Raw genomic sequence first — 18946 nt, forward strand, 5'->3', positions numbered from 1 at the left:
GGCCGACTACGTTCACGCGCGCCCAGGCGACGAGATCGTGGAAGAGATCGCCGGTCGAATGACCAACGCGAAGCTCACGCGCTAACGCTCAGCCGCACCGGAACACCCGTTCCGGACGAGAACACCCGCTCCGCCGGATGCTTTCGTCCGGGGCGGGTGTTTTCGCGTTGACCCGCCGGCGCCAGGGACGATGCCTCGCTTTAGAACAGCATGGGCTGTTCCGTCGCCGGCAGGATGCGGGCACCCGTAGAACCGTCATCGCTCCCGAAGGCGACGCGATCGCCCGCATCGTTGCGGAGCATCCCGAGCGCCTTCGACCGGATGCCCCCTGTCGAGGGATCCTCTCGGCCGCGTTGCAGGCCGTGCGCCCGGATGAGCGGAGAGATCCTCGCCGCGAGCCAGGTTCGGTACTCCTTCGGGGCGTACTGTCCGCGGGCGTAGAGCAGGGTGTATTTCGGGACCAGTTCGGGATGCTGCCGCTCAAGCCAATGCATGAACCACGGCTTCACGCCCGGCTTGAGATACAGCGATGTGAACAGCACACTCGTGCCTCCCGCCTCCTTCACCCTGCGAAGTGCTTCGTCGAGGTGTGCCTTGGTGTCGGTGAGGTACGGCAGGATCGGCATGAGGAAGACGCTGCAGTCGAGCCCCATTTCACGTACCGCGGTGACCGTCGCCAGACGGGCCTTCGCCGATGGCGTGCCCGGCTCGATCGACTTCTGCAGCTCGTCGTCGTAGATGGCGATCGACATGGCCAGGTCGACAGGCACGGTCTGTGCGACCTCTGCAAGCAGCGGAAGGTCACGCCGCAGCAGGGTGCCCTTGGTCAGGATCGAGAGGGGAGTGCCCGACCGGGCAAGTGCCTGGATGATGCCGGGCATGAGGGCGTAGCGCCCCTCCGCCCGCTGATAGGGATCGGTGTTGGTGCCGAGGGCAACGGGGAATTGCCCCCAGCTCGGCTTCGCCAGCTCTGTGGCGAGCACGTCGGCGACGTTGATCTTGACGACCACCTGGTTGTCGAAATCTGCGCCGGCGTTGAAGTCGAGGTACGTGTGCGTGGGGCGCGCAAAGCAGTTGTGGCTGACGACCCCGTTGGCGATGAAGTCGCCGGTTCCTGTGGTGATATCGATCATGTCGATGTGTTCCCCCAGGTCGTCGATGGCGACGATCTGCAGCTTCGGGTCTGATTTCACCGCCCTACCCACGAGGTCAAGCTTTCGAGTGATCGCCGGTGAAGCCAGAGCAAGAAACTTCGACCGCATCGCGGGTCCGCCAACGATCCGGATGGATGAGACGCCCTGAGCGGAACCCGGCTCGTGAACGTATCTGATGCCGAGCTCGGTCATCGCCTGCTTCGTTGTGCCGTGGATCTCAGAGTCTGTGTTGGAGATCCGAAGGATGCCTCTTGTGCAACTGCCCTCGGCATCGAAAATGCCACCGAGGTAACCCGCGTACCAGGCAGCATCCGGATGCTCCGGCCACGCCACGATCTTGCTCAACCGGTCGTAATGGTCGGCTCGGGACGTGTGAATAGCGTTCATGGGGCGCCGGTGCGCCGGCACCCGGAATGGTCGTAGCCTCGTCGCGATGCCCTCCAGCTCAAGGTAGTTCCTTGTGCGGCTCAGCGCCTCTTCATCAGCGAGTGCGAGCCGAAACATGCTGACGTTATTCGGTTGTCCGTTCGGCCGCTGATAGCTGCGTCGGAGAAGCACGCCATCTCCTCGAACCATCCCAGTCAGGTATCCGCGGCGGTATGCGGGGTCGTCGACGGGGTTCTTGGTGGCAGCAGTCAAGCCATGGAGGCCGAAACCGACGAGCTTGTTGTTGAGAGTCAGGTAAGGCCGCTGTGTTCCATCGTCCGCTCGCTTGACGTATTTCCAGCCTCGTTCCGTCAGAAAACGGTGGTCACCGCTGGCGACGATCTCCGTGGCGTCGGCCAGCGTAATTCGGTAGGCACGTTTAACCGTTGTCCATGACGCGAGCACAGTGGTCGGGACGTAACGACGGGAGCCACCGATAGTCCGAGTACCCATGATTTTGTCGCCGACGGCCACCGATTTCAGCGGCTTCTGGCGCCCGTCGGCCATCAGAATGAGCGTGTCAGGGTGGAGGCAGTAGACGCAGGCATGGCTGCATCCGCGGTACGGGTTGATGGTCCACCCGAACGGCATCTGCGATTGCCGTGGCACGCGGTTGAGAGCCGACTTGGCGAGCACCTCGTGGAAGGTCACACCCGCAAACTCGGGCGTCTGCACACTGCGCACAAGATTGTTCAGCTTCGCCAGACCGGGCAGCGCCGATGGCTCCTCTGTGCCGAGTTGTTGTCCGTCCCACCGCATCTGTCCATTAGAACATATCTTCGAACGCGGTGGTGCAATGGGGCAGGAAGGCTCCGCGGGGCCTCACGCGAGGTTCTGCGGGGGTCTTGGTGGGTTCGTCACTACGACCGCCGGGGCTCCCGTGGCCAGAGCGGTGTCGACAGAGCGGTGTCGACAGAGCGGTGCCGGCTGGGAGGTGCCGCTTCTGCCCACCTGCCGGATCTGGCCCGCCGGCCAGGCGCAGGCCGTACTGTGAGCTCATCCCAGACGGTGTTCTCCGGAACCTGGTGCTCCGGGTTCTCCGCCCTGCGCTCCCAGAGCCCGGCAGTGCGAAGGGATGTCTCGGCGCGGGCGAGAATCCCGTCGACCGGCACCTGCAGATTCTCCAGGCCGAACACGTCTCGTAACCGTCTCGGTGGCGATCTGCGCATCCGGGTCCTGGAAGACCATCGCGACTCTCTCGGAGACCTGCGCCCCCGAGGCATCCACGGTGTCGACGCCGCGGGCATGAAGCGAGCCGGACAGGCGCGCAGATATGGCATGCGGGACGAGCCCGTTGAGTGCAAGGGCGAGGGTCGATCTGCCGCTCCCCGAAGAGCTGAGCAGCAACACGACCTCGCCTGCGGCGATGTCGAACGAGACGTCGTCCGGTGTGTTCCTGGTGCGTTCGTCGGGCCGGATGCTCACCTCGCGCACACTGAGGGGCAGGGGTGTCAGGTCGGCCATGGCAGTCAGCGGCGAACGCCGTGACCATCAGTGCATTCGTATCTTCCCCGCGGACGCTACGAGGCCGGCGAAGACGAGCCCGCGACCGACACCGATCGCGGCGCCGGTCAGCGGGAGCCGCGTGCTGCTGTTTCGCATGGGTGCTCTTTTGATCAGTCGGGGAACGGCGGCCGAGCCGCTTTCTCAATGTGATCGAGGCGTGCTTTCTGCGCAAGGGCCGAAGACGCTCAGGGGCGACGTCTGCGTGGGGTCAGGCGCACGGTGGGCAGCGGGGGAGCGGGGATGCGTTCCCCGCCGTGACCGTCGACATGCCCGAACCGGTCGCTTCCGCGCTCCCAGTCGTCCCGGGCGGTGACGATCTCTCCGTCGCTGCGGCCGACGAAGTTCCACCACATGATGAGTTCCTCCCCGAATGGGGCCCCGCCGAGCAGGACGAAGCGTGCACCGTCGGCACTCGAGACGTCGAGTGCGTCACGCCCGATCCCCAGGTACAGGAGAGGTCCGCTGCCAAGGTGATGCCCGGCGACATCCAGTGAACCAGAGACCACCATCACTGCGTACTCGAAGGAGGGATCGAGCGGAAGGCTGACCTGCGCGCCGGCGTCGAGAGCGGCATCCGCTCCCATCAGCGGAGTGAAAATCGTGGCGTCGGACTCGGCCTCTCCGAGCCTGCCGACGAGGACGGTCGCGGTGAGGCCGTCGGTCTCGTAGACGGGAAGGTCGGTGAACCGCTCGAAGAACGGGTCGGCGGCCGCCATCTCGCGCGGCAGCGCCACCCAGAACTGCAGCCCTCGCAACGGGGAAGCGACGTCGCCGATCGAGAACTCGGAGTGCGAGATGCCGCGGCCGCTCGTCATGATGTTCAGCTCCCCGGGCTGAACGGCAACATCAGAGCCGAGGCTGTCGCGGTGCCGGATGCTGCCGTCGATCGGCCAGGTCACCGTCTGCAGGCCGGTATGCGGGTGCGGCAGCACGCGCATGTTCGACTGTTCGTCATCGAATCGGTCGAGGAAGCACCACGCGCCGACCATCGGCAACTCGCGTTGCGGCAAAGAACGATGCACCAGGATTCCCCGGATGCCGCCAAGCGGGACCTCGCGCGACTCCAGCAGGCGGGTGGCCGGCCCTTCCTGGTCGACGCGGTGGCAGTTGCTCTCGGTGACCGGAGCGTCCAGCCGGGTCATGACCGCTCCCGCGTCGGGGTGTCGACCTGCTCGCCGAAGTCGTGGTGGGTGGCGAGATATTCGGCGATGAAAGGACACACAGGCACGATTCGTTTTCCGCGTTCCACGGTGTCCTTCAGTGCGAAGGCCGCGAGCCTCGAGCCCAGCCCCCTGCCCTCGAATGCGTCCTCGACGATGGTGTGCAGAAAGGTGACGTGGGTGTCGCTCTCGCGGAACGTTGCGACCCCTGCCCGGGACTCGCCCAGCCAGATCTCATACCGGTTCCTCGCGGCGTTGCGCAGCAGCCGAGGTTCCTGCTCCGTGGAGATATCCGACATGTCCGCTCCATCCCGACTATGCAGAGTTGCCTACCTCCTCAACCTACTCTCGCCCGGTTTTATTCTCCTGCATGGATTCAGGTGAGTGCCAGCATCCCGGCGGCGAGAAGGGCGAGAGCCAGCCCCACCCACTGCACGGGGGCGATGCGCTCCCGCAGAACGACAGCTGCCAGAAGGATGGTCCCCGCCGGATACATCGCCGTCAGCACACTCATCACACTGAGGTCGCCGATACGGATGCCGATCAGCAGGAGTCCGTTCGCGAGCGCGTCGACGACGCCGCAGGCGACGGCGAGGGCGAGGCCCGGCTTCCAGCCGGTGCTGGTCGGCGCCGAACCGTGGGGGGTGGCCTGGTGCAGGACCTGCGCGGCGTCCTCTTCTATCGATTCGGCGACCCGCACGTTCGCTGCCCTGCGGCCCACGAGCCACAGAACCCCGACCGTGGCGAACATGAGCGCCGCGTTGACCGCACGGTTCATCACGAGCGGAACGACCCCCGAATCCTCGGGGGTCTGGTCGATCAGAATCATGAAGGTGCCGATCATCGCGCCGGAGCCGACCGCCATGAGGATCCCCTTGAGGCTGGGCCGCACCGCGCCCTTCTCTGGGACGAAACCCACCAGGACGACGGCGACGAGAGCCAGGCCGAGTGCCAGGTAACCGATCACGCCCAGGCGCTCTCCGCCCATCAGCCCCCACGTCATCGGCACGATCGCTGAAACAACCGCGGTGAGCGGAGAGAGGATGCTCATCGGCCCGATGGCGAGGCAGGCATACAGGAGCGAAATCGCGAGGGCACCGGTCACGCCGGAGAGGGCACCCCACAGCACCGCGTCGGCCGACCACGTGCCGAATCCGACGGCGAGGACCAGCAGGAGCCCGACCAGCCCGGCCGCGGCCGCGAGGGCGGTCACCCGGATCGGGCTGATGCGCTTGGAGGCCAGGCCGCCGAGAAAGTCGGCTGCGCCGAAAATGAGCGCGCCGGTGAGTCCGATGATGGCGGTGAGCATGGGGTTCAGCGTAGCGGCGCAGACCGATCCGTCTGTGCGACCGCTCCGAAGTACAGTGGAAGCAACAGGAGGACAGATGCAGGCACGACGAGCTCGGGTGGCACGCGGTGTCCTCGCGGCCGCCGTGTCGACCTTCGCGGCGGCCTTCTCCCACGGCGCCGCCTCCGGTGCGGCGCCAGGTGTTGTGGCGCTCGCCGTGGCATCGGTCCTCGCGGTCGCCGTCTGCATCGCCCTCGCCGGCCGTGCGACCCCCGTGCGCCTGGGCCTCGCCGTCGTCGCCAGCCAGGCCGCATTCCACACCCTGTTCGCCGCTCTCCCGGCAACATCGGGCACGGCGACCCAAACCGGGCACCACGGTATGGTCGTGCTCGCAACGGATGCCGCCAGCCACGTCCACGAGTCCGCCGGCCCGGCGATGTGGCTCGGTCACGCCGCCGCCGCCGTGGGAACCATTGCCGCGCTCCAACACGGCGAACGAGTGCTTCGCACCTTCGCCGAAACGCTCGGACTGGTTCCGGGGTTCCTCAGCGCAACGGTGGGTATCCTGCCGGTGGCCACGCCGGCAGCTCCGGAGCCCGGCTGGCTGCCTGCTCCCCAGGGGGCTACGGCGTTGTTGCCGTTTTCGGCGAACCGGCGCGGCCCGCCGTTCTTTCTCTCCTGCCTCTTCGCATAGCGGCCCTTCCCGGGCTGCGTTCCTATCGCTTCCGGATTGGGCGATCCGTCCGATCCCGCCTTCGGTCCTTCACACCACCTCTTTCCTGAGGAGCCCTCCCAGAACTTCCTCCCGTTCCGTCCTCGTCGGCATTCCCGCCGAAACGGCGCGCATTCCCCTCACGGCGTCTCCAACGCCCCAGCCATCTCGAAAGGCTCCAACTCATGAAACTCCGCAGACTCATCGCTTTGGGCGGCGTCGCCGGGATCGCGCTCGCCGCTCTCGTCGGTGGCGCCCCGGCGCTTGCCCACAACGCCTTCGTCTCATCCACTCCCGCAGCCGGCTCGGTGGTGACCGAGCAGCCCGGCATCTTCGTGGTCACCACGAGTGACGCGCTGCTCGACTCAGGGCCCGACAGTCCGACAACCTTCCTGCAGGTGCGCGGCCCCGGCGCCGCGCAGATCTACTACGGCGACGGGTGTGCGACCGTCGAAGGGGCGAGCATCAGCATGCCGGTTCAGCTCGGAGAGGCAGGGGAATACACCGTGGCGTGGGGCGTCGTGTCCGCGGACGGGCACCCCATCACCAGCGCGGACAGCGGCGGTGACATCACGTTCACGTGGCAGCCCGCTGACGGACAGGAACTCGGCGAGGGCTTCGCGGTTCCTCCGACGTGTGGCGGGGCTCCCGTCGCATCCGAGACACCGGCACCCAACGAGACCGCGGCGCCCGCAGCGCCGTCGGACGAGGCGACAAGCGCCCCGGTCTCCGGGCCCGACGATGCATCGAACGCGGCGGCCGCCATCCTCTGGGTCGGGGTCGGCCTCGGTGTTCTCATCGTGGTTGTGGGCGTGGCGCTGGTGGTCGTGCGCTCGCGGACACGGTCCGCCGAACGTTCCGGAGCGGCGTCCGGGCCCGCTGACCCTCCTGCGGCACTCTGATGCGAGCCGCGCGTGCGCTGCAACCGGCGCACGTGCGGTTCCCAGGACGCCCAGCGCGCCAGAGCAGCCAATTCGCCGGTTGTCGGCGGCTCAGGCTATCGTTCGTCAGGTGACAACCGCCTCGCTTCCCGCCCCCATCACCCGGGCCCGGCCCACCGCGGCCGAGGTGCTCTCACGGGTCTTCGGTTTCGACTCGTTCCGTGGCGAGCAGGAGGCGATCGTCGATCAGGTGGTAGCCGGCGGCGACGCCGTCGTGCTGATGCCCACCGGCGGCGGGAAAAGCCTGTGCTACCAGGTGCCGTCGATTGTGCGCGAGGGGACCGGCGTCGTCATCTCGCCGCTCATCGCCCTCATGCAGGACCAGGTCGACGCGCTCCTCGCTGTCGGAGTGAGCGCTGCCTTCCTCAACTCCACGCAGTCGCCTGAGGAACGTGACAGGGTCGAGAAGGCCTACCTCGCCGGCGAGCTCGACCTTCTCTATGTCGCTCCCGAACGGCTCGGGTCCGAGTCCACCAAACGCTTCCTCGCTCAAGGCAGGATCGCCCTGTTCGCGATCGACGAGGCTCACTGTGTCTCCCAATGGGGCCACGACTTCCGCCCCGACTACCTCAGCCTCGGCGACCTCGCCGAGCGCTGGCCGGATGTTCCACGGATCGCGCTCACCGCGACAGCGACGGATGCGACGCACCGCGAGATCACCCAGCGGCTGCACCTTCAGAACGCCCGCCACTTCGTCGCCAGCTTCGACCGGCCGAACATCCAATACCGGATCGTCCCGAAGAACGAGCCGCGAAAGCAACTGGTCGACTTCATCCGTAAAGAGGGCGCCGGGCAGGCAGGTATCGTCTACGCGCTCAGCCGCAACACCGTCGAGAAAACGGCAGCGCACCTGCAGGCAAACGGCATCGCGGCCCTGCCGTACCACGCCGGTCTCGATGCGTCGCTGCGCCAGAGAACGCAGTCACGGTTCCTCCGCGAAGACGGAATCGTGATCGTCGCAACCATCGCTTTCGGGATGGGCATCGACAAGCCGGACGTCCGCTTCGTCGCACACGTCGACCTGCCCAAGAGCGTCGAAGGGTACTACCAGGAGACCGGGCGAGCAGGCCGAGACGGCGAACCATCCGTCGCCTGGCTCGCATACGGGCTGCAGGACGTCGTCCAGCTGCGGCGGATGATCGACGATTCGCCAGGCGACCTGGCCCACCGCAGGCGCATGTCCGCGCATCTCGACGCCATGCTCGCGCTCTGTGAGACCGTCGAATGCCGTCGCCGCAACCTGCTCAGCTACTTCGGCCAACCCTCCGAACCGTGCGGCAATTGCGATACCTGCCTTGACCCGCCCGAGGTCTGGGATGGCACCATCCCGGCACAGAAACTTCTGTCGACGATCGTTCGGCTGAAGCGCGAACGCAACCAGGAGTTCGGTGCAGGGCACCTCATCGATATCCTCCGGGGCAAGGCAACGGCGCGAACCGCCCAGTGGTCGCATGAGACGATCGCCACATGGGGGATCGGAGCCGACCTCACCGAGCAGCAGTGGCGGGGGGTGGTTCGTCAGCTGCTCGCCAAGCGGCTGCTCGCCACGCGTGGCGAATATGGAACGCTCGGCCTCACCGACGGCAGCGCCGACGTGCTGTCCGGCGGGCTGACTGTGCCGATGCGCAATGAGCCTGAACGGCGGGCTTCGGCGGGAGCAGCGAAGAGAGCGGCCGTCGCGGATCTCGCCCCCGCAGACGCGGAACTCTTCGAAGCCCTTCGCGGGTGGCGTGCGGCCGAGGCAAAGGAGCAGGGTGTGCCCGCCTACATCGTGTTCGGCGACGCAACGCTGCGAGCGATCGCGACAGCTCGGCCACGGTCGCTGGATGACCTCGCCGGCATCAGCGGCATCGGCGAGAAAAAACGCTCCAGCTACGGCGCTGCGATTCTCGAGACCGTAGCGGCGCGTCAAACGGGTTAAAGAGAGGCGCTGCCCCGACCCGAAGATCGGCGCAGCGCCATGTCTGATGGGGTATTCAGCCCTTGCGGGCCTTGTCCTCACCCTTCGCCTTCTTGTCGGCGCGCTTCTCCTTCAGGGACTTCGCTGGTTCCTTCTTTGAAGAGTTCTTCTGAGGTGACTTACTAGGCATCCGTACTCCTTTGGCCTGCCAGCTGTGCCGGCTGTGTTCCCTCGACCATACGCGGTTAATCGCGGCAGCGGTAAGGGAGGCGCGACCCATTGCTCGCGGCCGCCCGAGGCGCGAACGGTGTTGTCGACTATGGCACTAGAACTGCCGGTGCTTCTGTAGCTTTCGTCAAACCAGCGTGGCCCGCTCCCGACCCCGCTTGTAGCCAGGGGACGGGGTATTTCGCTGGTCTCCCGCTCGCTCGTACCGTGGAAGCACAGGTACTTCAGTGATGAAAGACAAAGGAACTCCCATGGTTGACACATCCCTCTCCACCGGCGCCGAGGTCGACGACAACGTTCTCGATGAGGACCGTGACCAGGCAACTGATGGCATCCGGATCTTCCTTCCCGAACTCAGCGAGAAACTGCTCGGCTCCTGGCCCGAGCAGCGGCGAGCCGCGCGGGAGCTCACGGCGAGGCGGGAATTCCACCGCGTCGAGGGGCAGTCGATGGCTGAGCACCGCGACACCGTCTTCGGGCAGCTTCAGTTGCTGGTCGCCAACGGCCAAGTGCTCCGGGCCTTTCCGAAGCAGCTCGGCGGCATGGGGGACCACGGAGGCAACATCGCCGGTTTCGAAGAACTCGTTACCGCCGACCCTTCGCTGCAGATCAAGTCCGGCGTCCAATGGGGTTTGTTCGGAGCGGCTGTCCTTCACCTCGGCACCACGGAACACCACGAGAAGTTCCTCCCAGGCATCATGAGCCTTGAGACGCCAGGCGCGTTCGCGATGACCGAGATCGGGCACGGATCGGATGTCGCATCGATCGCCACGACGGCGACCTACGATGCCGCCACCGAAGAGTTCGTCATCCACACACCGTTCCGCGCGGCGTGGAAGGACTATCTCGGCAACGCCGCCGTGCACGGCAAGGTCGCAACGCTCTTCGCCCAGCTCATCACCCGCGGTGTGAACCACGGAGTGCACTGCTTCTACGTGCCCATTCGCGACGACGAAGGCAACTTCCTCCCCGGCGTCGGCGGCGAAGACGACGGAATCAAGGGCGGACTGAACGGCATCGACAACGGCCGGCTGCATTTCACGAAGGTGCGCATCCCGCGCACGAACCTTCTCAACCGGTACGGAGACGTCGCCCCCGACGGCACGTACACGTCACCGATCGCGAGCCCTGGCCGACGCTTCTTCACCATGCTCGGGACGCTCGTCCAGGGACGTGTTTCGCTTGACGGAGCCGCGGTCGCGGCATCCGCCGTCGCCCTGCAGATCGCGATCACCTACGGCAGCCAGCGCCGCCAGTTCAACGCGGCGAGCGATGTGCAGGAAGAGGTGATCCTCGACTACCAGCGCCACCAGCGCCGCCTGCTGCCGAAGCTCGCCACCACATACGCGCAGAACTTCGCCCACGACGAGCTGCTCGTCAAGTTCGACGGAGTGTTCAGTGGCAAAAGAGACACCGAAGAGGACCGGCAGGACCTCGAAACCCTGGCCGCGGCGCTCAAGTCGCTGTCGACCTGGCATGTCCTCGAGACGTTGCAGGAGGCGCGGGAAGCGTGCGGGGGTGCGGGCTTCATGGTCGAGAACCGGCTCACCAGCCTCCGTGCCGACCTGGACGTCTACGCCACCTTCGAGGGCGACAACAACGTGCTGCTCCAGCTGGTCGGCAAGCGACTGCTCGGCGACTATGGCAAGCGGTTCAAGAACGCGGATGCCACGACGCTCGCCCGATTCGCCGCGGAGCAGGCTCGCGGCAAGGTCGTGAACGGCACGGGGTTGCGGTCGCTCGCCCAGACCGTAGCCGATTTCGGTTCAACGGCGCGCTCGGTCGGTCGTCTCCAGGATGAGCAGGCGCAGCGCGAGCTGCTGACCGACCGTGTCGAGACCATGATCGCCACGATCGCCGGCCGCCTTCGCGCAGCCAACAAACTCTCGAAGGCCGAAGCGGCAGCGCTCTTCAACGACAACCAGAACGAGCTCATCGAAGCGGCGATCGCCCACGCCGAATTGCTGCAGTGGGAGGCGTTCACCGAAGCCCTCGCGACGATCTCCGACCCGGGCACGAAGAAGGTCCTGACCTGGCTGCGGGACCTGTTCGGTTTCGGGCTGATTGAGAAGCACCTTGCCTGGTATCTCATCCACGGCAGGCTGTCCGGCCAGCGCGCTCAGTCCGTGACCGCCTACATCGATCGGCTTCTTGCTCGTCTCCGCCCGCACGCCGTTGACCTGGTAGGCGCATTTGGCTACACCCAGGAGCATCTCCGTGCGCCGATCGCGTCGGGCATCGAAGCGGAACGACAGGAGGAAGCGGCGGCGTACTTCGCTGAGCTCCGGGCGTCGGGGAACGCCCCCGTCGATGAAAAAGCCCAGAAGTCCGCCTTCGACGCCTTGAATCACCCGAAGAACACAAGGTAGGCGCGGTTTCGCGCGGTCACTTCGCCAGCCTCCGCGACCGGCGGCTCTAGCGTGCGCTGCCGGTGCCGTGCGCTCTGCTGCTGCCCTGCGGAGTCGCCTGTGACGCATAACTCCGCCAGGCTTCAACACCCGGGGCTTCCGGCCGCGTCTGTTCGCTGACCGTCAAGGTGCCTTCGGTGATCTGGCGGAGATATGCGCCGCAGGGGCCGCTCAGCCCGTTCAGCCCGCGGAAACCGCCGCCGCGATTGCCGCGGGGATGGGCGTCTCCCCCGAGATGAGATCCCAGGCATGACCGGCCGTCTCAGGGAAGGTGAGCACAGCCGCGATGACAGCAGCCACGTCGGCGCGGGAAATCGAGTCGCGTTCCGTGTGTTCGGCTAGCTCCACCAGCCCCGTCGGTTCGTCGTCGGTCAGTGCTCCCGGTCGCAGAATCGTCCACGCCAACCCGCTTCGCCGCAGTGCCGCGTCTGCGTCGCGCTTCGCCTCGACGTAGGCGGTCCAGACCTCGTCGGCTTCGGGGTCGGGCCCTTCGTCGACGCCGATCGCCGAGACCTGCACGAATCGGGCCACCCCCGCCTCCTCAGCCGCGGCGGCCGACTTCACCGAACCCTCGAAGTCGACGGTGTGCTTGCGGGCCGCGCCGGAACCCGGACCGGCGCCAGCGGCGAACACGACGGCATCTGCTCCCGTCATGGCGGCCGACAGGTCAGAAACGGATGCCGTCTCGACGTCACAGACGAACGCCTCAGCACCGAGGGCTTCGATAGCGCCACGGTGCTCCGGGTTTCGGAACATGCTGACGACCTCGTCACCGTTCGCGATCAGCAGGGGAGTGAGCAGGCGGCTGATCTTGCCGTGCCCACCGATCAGGACGATGCGGCTCATCTGTCCACCTTCCGCTCTCTGTCGTTCTCGCTCAGGATGGTCGCTTCTCGGGGGAGACCGTCTTGCGGGGATCGGTCTCAGGGATTGTTCCGAGCACGTCGTCGATGCGTGCGAGAGTGTCGGCCGCGAGCGTCACGCCTGCTGCCTTCGCGTTGTCGCGGACCTGTTCCGGGCGGGATGCGCCGATGATGGCGGATGCCACGTTGTCGTTCGCGAGCACCCAGGCAATCGCGAGCTGCGCGAGGGTCAGCCCCTGCTCGTCCGCGATCGGCTTCAGATTCTGCACAGCGGTGAGGACGTCATCCCGAAGGAAACGCTGAACAGCATCAGCCCCGCCCTTCTCGTCGGTGGCACGGCTGCCCTCCGGCAGTGGTTTCCCCGGCAGGTACTTGCCCGTGAGAATGCCTTGCGCGACCGGTGACCAGACGATCTGTGAGATGCCGAGTTCGCGGGATGCCGGCACCACCTCTTCCTCGATCACGCGCCAGAGCATGGAGTACTGCGGCTGGTTCGAGATGAGCGAGATACCGAGTTCCTTCGCGAGCGCGCTGCCGCGGCGGAGCTGGTCGGCGTCCCACTCGGAGACGCCGATGTACAGTGCCTTGCCCTGGCGGACCACGTCGGCGAACGCCTGCATGGTCTCCTCCAGCGGTGTCTCAGCGTCGTATCGGTGTGCCTGGTAGAGGTCGACGTAATCCGTGCCGAGCCGCGACAGAGAACCGTTGATCGACTCAAGGATGTGTTTGCGGCTCAACCCGGAATCGTTGGCGCCTTTCGGGCCGGTGGGCCAGTACACCTTCGTGAAGATTTCGAGTGACTCGCGCCGTTCTGAGGCGAGCGCCTCGCCGAGCACGGTTTCCGCGGCGGTGTTCGCGTAGGCGTCAGCCGTGTCGAAGGTGGTGATTCCGCTTTCGAGCGCGGCGGACACGCACGCGCGGGCGGCGTCATTCTCGACCTGGGAGCCGTGGGTGAGCCAGTTGCCGTAGGTGATTTCGGTGATCTTGAGGCCGGAGTTGCCAAGGTAGCGATAGTCCATGCCGCCACGCTATGCCCGAAACCCCGGTGCGGGTTAAATAATCCCTAGTCCTTGCACCTGCTCGCGTTCTGTGGCAAGTTCACGCACCGATGCATCGATCCGCTCGCGGGAGAAGGGGTCGATGTCGAGTCCCTGCACAATCCGCCAGTCGCCGTCGATGCTTTGGGCCGGGAACGACGAGACCAGTCCGTCCGGGACGCCATAGCTGCCGTCGGAAGGCAGGGCGACGCTCGTCCAGCGACCGCGGTCGCCGTTCACCCAGTCGTACACGTGGTCGAGTGTGGCGCTCGCCGCAGACCCAACCGAACTCGAGCCGCGGACCTCAATGATCTCAGCTCCGCGGTTCGCGACCCGCGGGATGAACTCCTCGCGGATCCACGCGTCGTCGAGGAGTTCGCTCACCGGCCGTCCAGCCGCTGTCGCGTGTGACACGTCGGGATACTGGGTGGCCGAGTGGTTCCCCCAGATACTCACGCCGTCGATCTCGCCTGCCGGTACCGCGAGTTTCGCGGCGAGGAGCCCGATCGCCCGGTTGTGGTCGAGCCGGGTCAGCGCCGTGAAACGTTCCCGGGGAATGTCTGGGGCATGCGCTGACGCGATCAGGGCGTTCGTGTTCGCCGGGTTGCCCACCACGACGACGCGGATGTCGGATGCTGCGCCGGCGTTGAGCGCAGCGCCCTGCGGTCCGAAGATTGCCCCGTTCGCCGCGAGCAGGTCGGCGCGCTCCATCCCCGGCCCGCGCGGCCGGGAACCGACCAGCAGCGCGACGTTGGCGCCGTCGAAAGCGTTCGACGCGCTGTCGGTCACGGTGACGGTGTCGAGGAGCGGGAACGCGGCATCCTGCAGTTCGAGCGCAGCTCCTTCGGCAGCGGCCAGCCCGGCGGGGATCTCAAGGAGGTTCAGCCGGATCCTGGTGCCCGGCCCGAGCAGTTGTCCTGACACGAGGCGGAACAGAAGAGCGTAGCCGATCTGCCCGCCAGCACCGGTAAGGGTCACGGTTGCCAGAGTGGTCGCAGTCATGGAAACTCCCTCGGCCTTGGTGCAGACAGCCTACGCGCGCTGCAGACGGGACGGAACCGGAGGAGTACCGTCAGAGAATGCGACGTATGTACCCCGAGATCGAACCGTACGACGCCGGGCTCCTCGATGTCGGCGACGGTCAGGCCATCTACTGGGAGACCTGCGGGAACCCCGACGGAAAGCCCGTGGTCTTCCTGCACGGTGGCCCCGGTGGCGGTTCAAGTGCCGATCACCGCCGGTTGTTCGACCCAGCCAGATACCGGATCGTCCTTTTCGACCAGCGGGGCTGCGGGAGGAGCACACCACACGCGAGTGCGGCGGAGTACGACCTGTCGGCAAACACCACCTGGCACCTGGTCGCCGACATCGAGAAGCTCCGCGGGCATCTCGGGGTCGACACCTGGCAGATCTTCGGCGGCTCGTGGGGGAGTGCGCTCGCCCTCGCCTACGCCGAGACCCACCCGGACCGGGTGCGCGAGCTGGTCCTCCGCGGTATCTTCACCCTCCGCAAGGCAGAGCTCGACTGGTTTTACGAGGGGGGCGCCGCCGCGGTGTTCCCCGACCTGTGGGAGCACTTCCTAGCGCCGGTCCCGGTCGAGCAGCGAGGCCATCTCATCCGCGCCTACTCGACGTTGCTTCACGATCCGGACCCCGTGGTCCACGCCGCGGCGGCGATCGAGTGGTCCCGCTGGGAATCCTCAACGATCACCCTGCTGCCGAGACCTGACGTGATCGCCCGATTCACCGAGCCGAGTTACGCTCTGGCATTCGCCCGCATCGAAAACCACTACTTCGTTCACGGCGGTTGGTGGGAGGACGGTCAACTGATCAGGGATGCCGGTCGGCTCGCCGACATCCCCACCGTCATTGTGCAGGGACGCTATGACATGTGCACCCCGCCGATGACGGCCTGGGCGCTCGCCGAGGTCATGCCGCACGCGCAACTCCGAATGATCCCGGACGCTGGTCACGCGTTTGACGAGCCGGGGATCCTCGACGCGCTGCTCGAAGCGACCGACCGGTTCGCTTCATAGCCGTCAGAGCCAGCAAGCGCAATGTGGTGGTCTGCCGCGAGACTGACGGATAAATTGGCCTCGTGACTTTCAATCCCAACTCCGACATCTCCGGTGGCAACGTGAAGCGTCGAGGTCGTGGTGCGGCGGTCGGCGGCGGGGTGGGCATCGTTGGCGTGATCGTTGTGTTCGTCGTCTCGCAGCTGACCGGCGTAGACATCGGCGGCCTGGTAGGCGGCGGAGCGCAGTCAGGGCCGACGGGGCCTGACGAGGCGATCACCGAGTGTCAGACCGGTGAGGATGCAAACGCAAGCGTCGACTGCCTCATGAAGGGAGCGGCCGCGTCGATTGAGGACTTCTGGGCAGAGGCCTATCCGTCGGTCGCCGGCAATGAATACGTCACACCGAGCTTCATTCTCTTCGACCAGTCGACGACGACTGGTTGCGGCGCGGCGTCCAGTGCGACAGGCCCCTTCTACTGCCCGCCTGACCAGACCATCTACATCGACACCACGTTTTTCCAGCAACTCCGCGAGCCCCCGTTCGACACGACAGGCGGAACGCTCGCGCAGATGTACATCGCCGCGCACGAATGGGGCCACCACATCCAGAACATCTCAGGGATCATGGGCCAGGCCGACCGCACAGGCACCGGCGCTGACTCCGGCTCGGTCCGGATCGAACTGCAGGCAGACTGCTTCGCCGGTGCGTGGGTCGCCGCCGCATCCGAAACCGATGACGCCAGTGGTACCAAGTTCCTGGAGCCGCCGACACGCGCGCAGGTGACAGATGCGCTCGACGCCGCAGCCGCCGTCGGCGATGACCGCATTCAACAGGGCTCAGGCCAGGAAGTTGACGCAGAAGCGTGGACCCACGGCTCGAGCGAGCAGCGGCAGCGCTGGTTCAGCACCGGGCACGAGGGCGGCGCTGCGAGCTGTGACACCTTCGGTGTGGACGGGGCTCAGCTCTAAGACCCCTCGCTGAGCGGCGCCCCTGGACGCCGCTGAAACCCTCGCGCGCGGGTCAGCACGGGATGCCCGATACTGCCCTCGTCGTGCGCGGGAAGCCCCCAACGGCTTTCGTCGACGAGTGCTGCCATCCACCGGCAACGGGCGTCTCCGTCCTGCTTCGGTGTGCTCGGGCGGCCGCGCGACGAGGACCTCTCGATACCCCGAATAGGACTCCGCTGTAACCCTAAGGGGGGAGCGCGACGCCTAAACGTGAGGAATACTCTGTTACCACCAAACTGAGGATTCATCACATACCAGTCCGTACGTCGGTCTCGTCCACGAGGTCGGCGCTTGCGGGCGTTGAGGAACTGGCCATGAAGTTGTCGCGGGGTCGATCATGACGAGCGTCGAACGCCACCCAACGCCGCTTGACGTCCTGCGCGATGTCTCCCTCGGAATTCGGGAACGCGGACGCCATGCCGTCACGACTCCTGGCATCACTTGGACTCGGCGCTATCGCGGCAAGTTACTTCTCACCGATTGCGCAGTCATCGCGGTCGCAGTGGGTGCCAGCGCCGTTCTTCGGTTCGGCACCGAGAGCCTGTTCAGCGGCGTTGCCGGTATAGCCGTCAACGAGTGGATCATCGCACTGTTGACGGCGCTTTGCTGGGTCGGTGCCCTCGGGCTCTGTCGCACACGCGAAAGTCGCGAGCTCGGCGTCGGAGCGGCCGAATACAAGCGGGTGGTGCGAGCGAGTGCTGTCGCGTTCGGCTTGCTGGCCCTCGCCCTTCTCCTTCTCGACGTTGACATTCCCCGCGGTTTCTTCCTCATCGCCTTACCGCTCGGCACGGCCGCACTCGTGTTCGGCCGGTGGTCATGGAGGCGGTGGCTGACCAACCAGAGGCGGTTCGGGAATTACCTGAGTCGTGCCCTTGTCGTCGGCGACCGTGCGGACGTCGGTTATGTCATCCGTCGCATCCACCGCAACAGCGGAGCCGCGTACGCCATCGTCGGGGCGGCGTTGTGCGGCAACGACACCGCCCCGATTGTCGAGGGCAAAAGTATTGTCCCCGTCGTGACGACGCCAGACAACGTCGCACTTGTCGCCAAGGACATCGGCGCGGACACCGTGATCGTGGCGGGTGGATATGCCAGCGAGTCGACATACATTCGTGATCTGGGTTGGGAACTGGAGTCGACCGGAGCCGAGCTCGTTGTGGCCTCGAAGCTCACCAACGTGGCTGGCCCCCGGATTCACTTCCGCCCGGTGGAGGGGTTGCCCCTCATGCACGTGGAACTGCCCAGTTATGACGGTCCGAAGCACACCCTCAAGCGGGTGCTCGACGTGATCATCTCCGGAATCGCCTTGATTGCGCTCCTGCCGGTCATGGCCGTCATCGCACTGGCGATCAAGAGCGAAAGTCCAGGCCCCGTGCTCTTCAGCCAGGAGCGGGTCGGCCGTGGCGGCGACAGCTTCCGGATGCTCAAGTTCCGGTCGATGGTGCAGACCGCCGAAGACGACCTCGCCGCCCTGCTGGAGAAGAACGAGGGCTCAGGGGTGCTATTCAAGATGAAACAGGATCCCCGCGTGACCCGTGTGGGGAAGTTCCTCCGAACCTATTCGCTTGATGAGCTGCCGCAGCTGTTGAACATCTTCCTCGGCGACATGAGCGTCGTCGGGCCACGGCCCCCTCTGCCCCGTGAGGTCGCCGACTATGAAGGCCACGTACGGCGCCGCCTGTACATCAAGCCAGGGCTGACCGGGATGTGGCAGGTGAACGGGCGCTCTGACCTCGACTGGGAGGAAAGCGTGCGCCTCGACCTCTACTACGTCGAGAACTGGTCGTTCACCGGCGACCTCATGATCATTTGGCGGACCTTCCGAGTATTGATTCACCCCGTAGGAGCGTACTGATGTCCAACACCACACCCAGGTACAAGGTCGGCTACGCCTCGGGCGCTTTCGACCTCTTCCACGTCGGGCACCTGAACATCCTCAAACATGCTCGCAGCCACTGCGACTATTTGATTGCCGGCGTCGCGTCGGACGAGATGCTGCAGGAGAGCAAGGGCATGACGCCCGTCGTGCCGCTCGCTGAACGTCTCGAGATCGTGCGGAACATCCGCTTCGTCGATGAAGCCGTCATGGAAACCGAAGTAGACAAACTCCTGACATGGGGGCGCTTCCGATTCAACGCCTTCTTCAAGGGCGACGACTGGCGGGGCACCGAAAAAGGCAACTACTGGGAGAAGCGGTTCGCGACGGTCGGTGTCGACGTTGTGTACTTCCCATACACCGTTCACACCTCCAGCACCCAGCTGAGACGCGCTCTCACGGCTCTTGACCTCCTGGCAGAA

Annotated in this window: 16 protein-coding genes; 8 read left to right on the plus strand and 8 right to left on the minus strand. The window is 65.9% G+C overall.

The genetic code is table 11. From position 1 onward, the window contains the following. Positions 1-200 precede the first annotated feature (200 nt). The 5 genes from JWP90_RS10815 to JWP90_RS10835 all read right to left on the minus strand — a co-directional run bounded on the left by JWP90_RS10815 (position 201) and on the right by JWP90_RS10835 (position 5555). Positions 201-2339, minus strand: coding sequence for an intein-containing Rv2578c family radical SAM protein (locus JWP90_RS10815; RefSeq protein ID WP_297363768.1), 2139 nt, complete (start codon positions 2337-2339; stop codon positions 201-203). Positions 2340-2576: 237 nt separating this feature from the next. Continuing rightward, positions 2577-3044 carry an ATP-binding cassette domain-containing protein gene (locus JWP90_RS10820; protein WP_297363771.1) on the minus strand — a complete coding sequence of 156 codons (468 nt, stop codon included), beginning with the start codon at positions 3042-3044 and terminating at the stop codon, positions 2577-2579. A 227-nt stretch (positions 3045-3271) separates the two neighbouring features. After that, on the minus strand, positions 3272-4228 hold the full coding sequence (locus JWP90_RS10825) for a pirin family protein (protein WP_297363775.1): 957 nt from the start codon (positions 4226-4228) through the stop codon (positions 3272-3274). Further along, positions 4225-4545, minus strand: a complete 321-nt coding sequence (locus JWP90_RS10830) for a GNAT family N-acetyltransferase (protein ID WP_297363778.1) — start codon at positions 4543-4545, stop codon at positions 4225-4227. Before JWP90_RS10830 ends, JWP90_RS10825 begins: the two co-directional genes overlap by 4 nt. Before the next feature lie 77 nt (positions 4546-4622). After that, complete coding sequence (locus tag JWP90_RS10835; RefSeq protein WP_297363781.1) at positions 4623-5555, minus strand: EamA family transporter; 933 nt, start codon at positions 5553-5555, stop codon at positions 4623-4625. Positions 5556-5631: 76 nt separating this feature from the next. Here JWP90_RS10835 and JWP90_RS10840 point away from each other — a divergent pair, with 76 nt between their 5' ends. The 4 genes from JWP90_RS10840 (at position 5632) to JWP90_RS10855 (ending at position 11684) form a co-directional block, all read left to right on the plus strand. Further along, positions 5632-6228 (plus strand): hypothetical protein, encoded by a 597-nt coding sequence (locus JWP90_RS10840; RefSeq protein ID WP_297363784.1) that lies wholly within the window; start codon positions 5632-5634, stop codon positions 6226-6228. A gap of 203 nt (positions 6229-6431) precedes the next feature. After that, a complete protein-coding gene (locus JWP90_RS10845) occupies positions 6432-7148 on the plus strand; it encodes a copper resistance CopC family protein (protein WP_297363787.1) in 717 nt (238 codons plus the stop codon). Between the two features lie 109 nt (positions 7149-7257). Beyond that, positions 7258-9108, plus strand: a complete 1851-nt coding sequence (gene recQ, locus JWP90_RS10850; RefSeq protein ID WP_367182712.1) for a DNA helicase RecQ — start codon at positions 7258-7260, stop codon at positions 9106-9108. Positions 9109-9566: 458 nt separating this feature from the next. Next, positions 9567-11684, plus strand: coding sequence for an acyl-CoA dehydrogenase (locus tag JWP90_RS10855; protein WP_297363790.1), 2118 nt, complete (start codon positions 9567-9569; stop codon positions 11682-11684). Between the two features lie 219 nt (positions 11685-11903). Here the strand turns inward: JWP90_RS10855 and JWP90_RS10860 are convergent, their stop codons facing one another. The 3 genes from JWP90_RS10860 to JWP90_RS10870 are packed head-to-tail and all read right to left on the minus strand — an operon-like array spanning position 11904 to position 14625. Continuing rightward, positions 11904-12569: an NAD(P)H-binding protein gene (locus JWP90_RS10860; RefSeq protein ID WP_297363793.1), complete on the minus strand. Its 666-nt coding sequence runs from the start codon at positions 12567-12569 to the stop codon at positions 11904-11906. A 31-nt stretch (positions 12570-12600) separates the two neighbouring features. Beyond that, complete coding sequence (locus tag JWP90_RS10865) at positions 12601-13605, minus strand: aldo/keto reductase family protein (RefSeq protein ID WP_297363796.1); 1005 nt, start codon at positions 13603-13605, stop codon at positions 12601-12603. 33 nt (positions 13606-13638) lie between these two features. Beyond that, positions 13639-14625: a malate dehydrogenase gene (locus tag JWP90_RS10870; protein WP_297363799.1), complete on the minus strand. Its 987-nt coding sequence runs from the start codon at positions 14623-14625 to the stop codon at positions 13639-13641. Positions 14626-14702: 77 nt separating this feature from the next. On the opposite strand from JWP90_RS10870, the gene pip reads away from it, so the two are divergent. From pip to JWP90_RS10890, 4 genes are all read left to right on the plus strand, one after another. After that, positions 14703-15659, plus strand: coding sequence for a prolyl aminopeptidase (gene pip, locus JWP90_RS10875; RefSeq protein ID WP_297363801.1), 957 nt, complete (start codon positions 14703-14705; stop codon positions 15657-15659). 62 nt (positions 15660-15721) lie between these two features. Next, positions 15722-16609: a neutral zinc metallopeptidase gene (locus tag JWP90_RS10880; protein ID WP_297363804.1), complete on the plus strand. Its 888-nt coding sequence runs from the start codon at positions 15722-15724 to the stop codon at positions 16607-16609. Between the two features lie 376 nt (positions 16610-16985). Then, entirely contained in the window at positions 16986-18503 is a 1518-nt protein-coding gene (locus JWP90_RS10885) for a sugar transferase (RefSeq protein WP_297363807.1), read from the plus strand. Then, on the plus strand, positions 18503-18946 hold a 444-nt coding region (locus JWP90_RS10890), incomplete at its 3' end, for an adenylyltransferase/cytidyltransferase family protein (protein ID WP_297363810.1). The genes JWP90_RS10885 and JWP90_RS10890, both read left to right, overlap by 1 nt.

Origin of the sequence: Mycetocola sp. (genome assembly GCF_025464835.1) — a bacterium.
In the GTDB taxonomy this organism is placed as follows: Bacteria; Actinomycetota; Actinomycetes; order Actinomycetales; family Microbacteriaceae; genus Mycetocola_A.

What these genes read in the sequence shown, in the direction of transcription:
- JWP90_RS10860 (WP_297363793.1), bottom strand. Translation starts at nt 12,569, where the DNA reads ATGAGCCGCATCGTCCTGATCGGTGGGCACGGCAAGATCAGCCGCCTG.
- pip (WP_297363801.1), top strand. Translation starts at nt 14,703, where the DNA reads ATGCGACGTATGTACCCCGAGATCGAACCGTACGACGCCGGGCTCCTC.
- JWP90_RS10885 (WP_297363807.1), top strand. Translation starts at nt 16,986, where the DNA reads ATGACGAGCGTCGAACGCCACCCAACGCCGCTTGACGTCCTGCGCGAT.
- JWP90_RS10815 (WP_297363768.1), bottom strand. Translation starts at nt 2,339, where the DNA reads ATGCGGTGGGACGGACAACAACTCGGCACAGAGGAGCCATCGGCGCTG.
- JWP90_RS10820 (WP_297363771.1), bottom strand. Translation starts at nt 3,044, where the DNA reads ATGGCCGACCTGACACCCCTGCCCCTCAGTGTGCGCGAGGTGAGCATC.
- JWP90_RS10855 (WP_297363790.1), top strand. Translation starts at nt 9,567, where the DNA reads ATGGTTGACACATCCCTCTCCACCGGCGCCGAGGTCGACGACAACGTT.
- JWP90_RS10830 (WP_297363778.1), bottom strand. Translation starts at nt 4,545, where the DNA reads ATGTCGGATATCTCCACGGAGCAGGAACCTCGGCTGCTGCGCAACGCC.
- JWP90_RS10840 (WP_297363784.1), top strand. Translation starts at nt 5,632, where the DNA reads ATGCAGGCACGACGAGCTCGGGTGGCACGCGGTGTCCTCGCGGCCGCC.
- JWP90_RS10825 (WP_297363775.1), bottom strand. Translation starts at nt 4,228, where the DNA reads ATGACCCGGCTGGACGCTCCGGTCACCGAGAGCAACTGCCACCGCGTC.
- JWP90_RS10870 (WP_297363799.1), bottom strand. Translation starts at nt 14,625, where the DNA reads ATGACTGCGACCACTCTGGCAACCGTGACCCTTACCGGTGCTGGCGGG.
- JWP90_RS10845 (WP_297363787.1), top strand. Translation starts at nt 6,432, where the DNA reads ATGAAACTCCGCAGACTCATCGCTTTGGGCGGCGTCGCCGGGATCGCG.
- JWP90_RS10865 (WP_297363796.1), bottom strand. Translation starts at nt 13,605, where the DNA reads ATGGACTATCGCTACCTTGGCAACTCCGGCCTCAAGATCACCGAAATC.
- JWP90_RS10835 (WP_297363781.1), bottom strand. Translation starts at nt 5,555, where the DNA reads ATGCTCACCGCCATCATCGGACTCACCGGCGCGCTCATTTTCGGCGCA.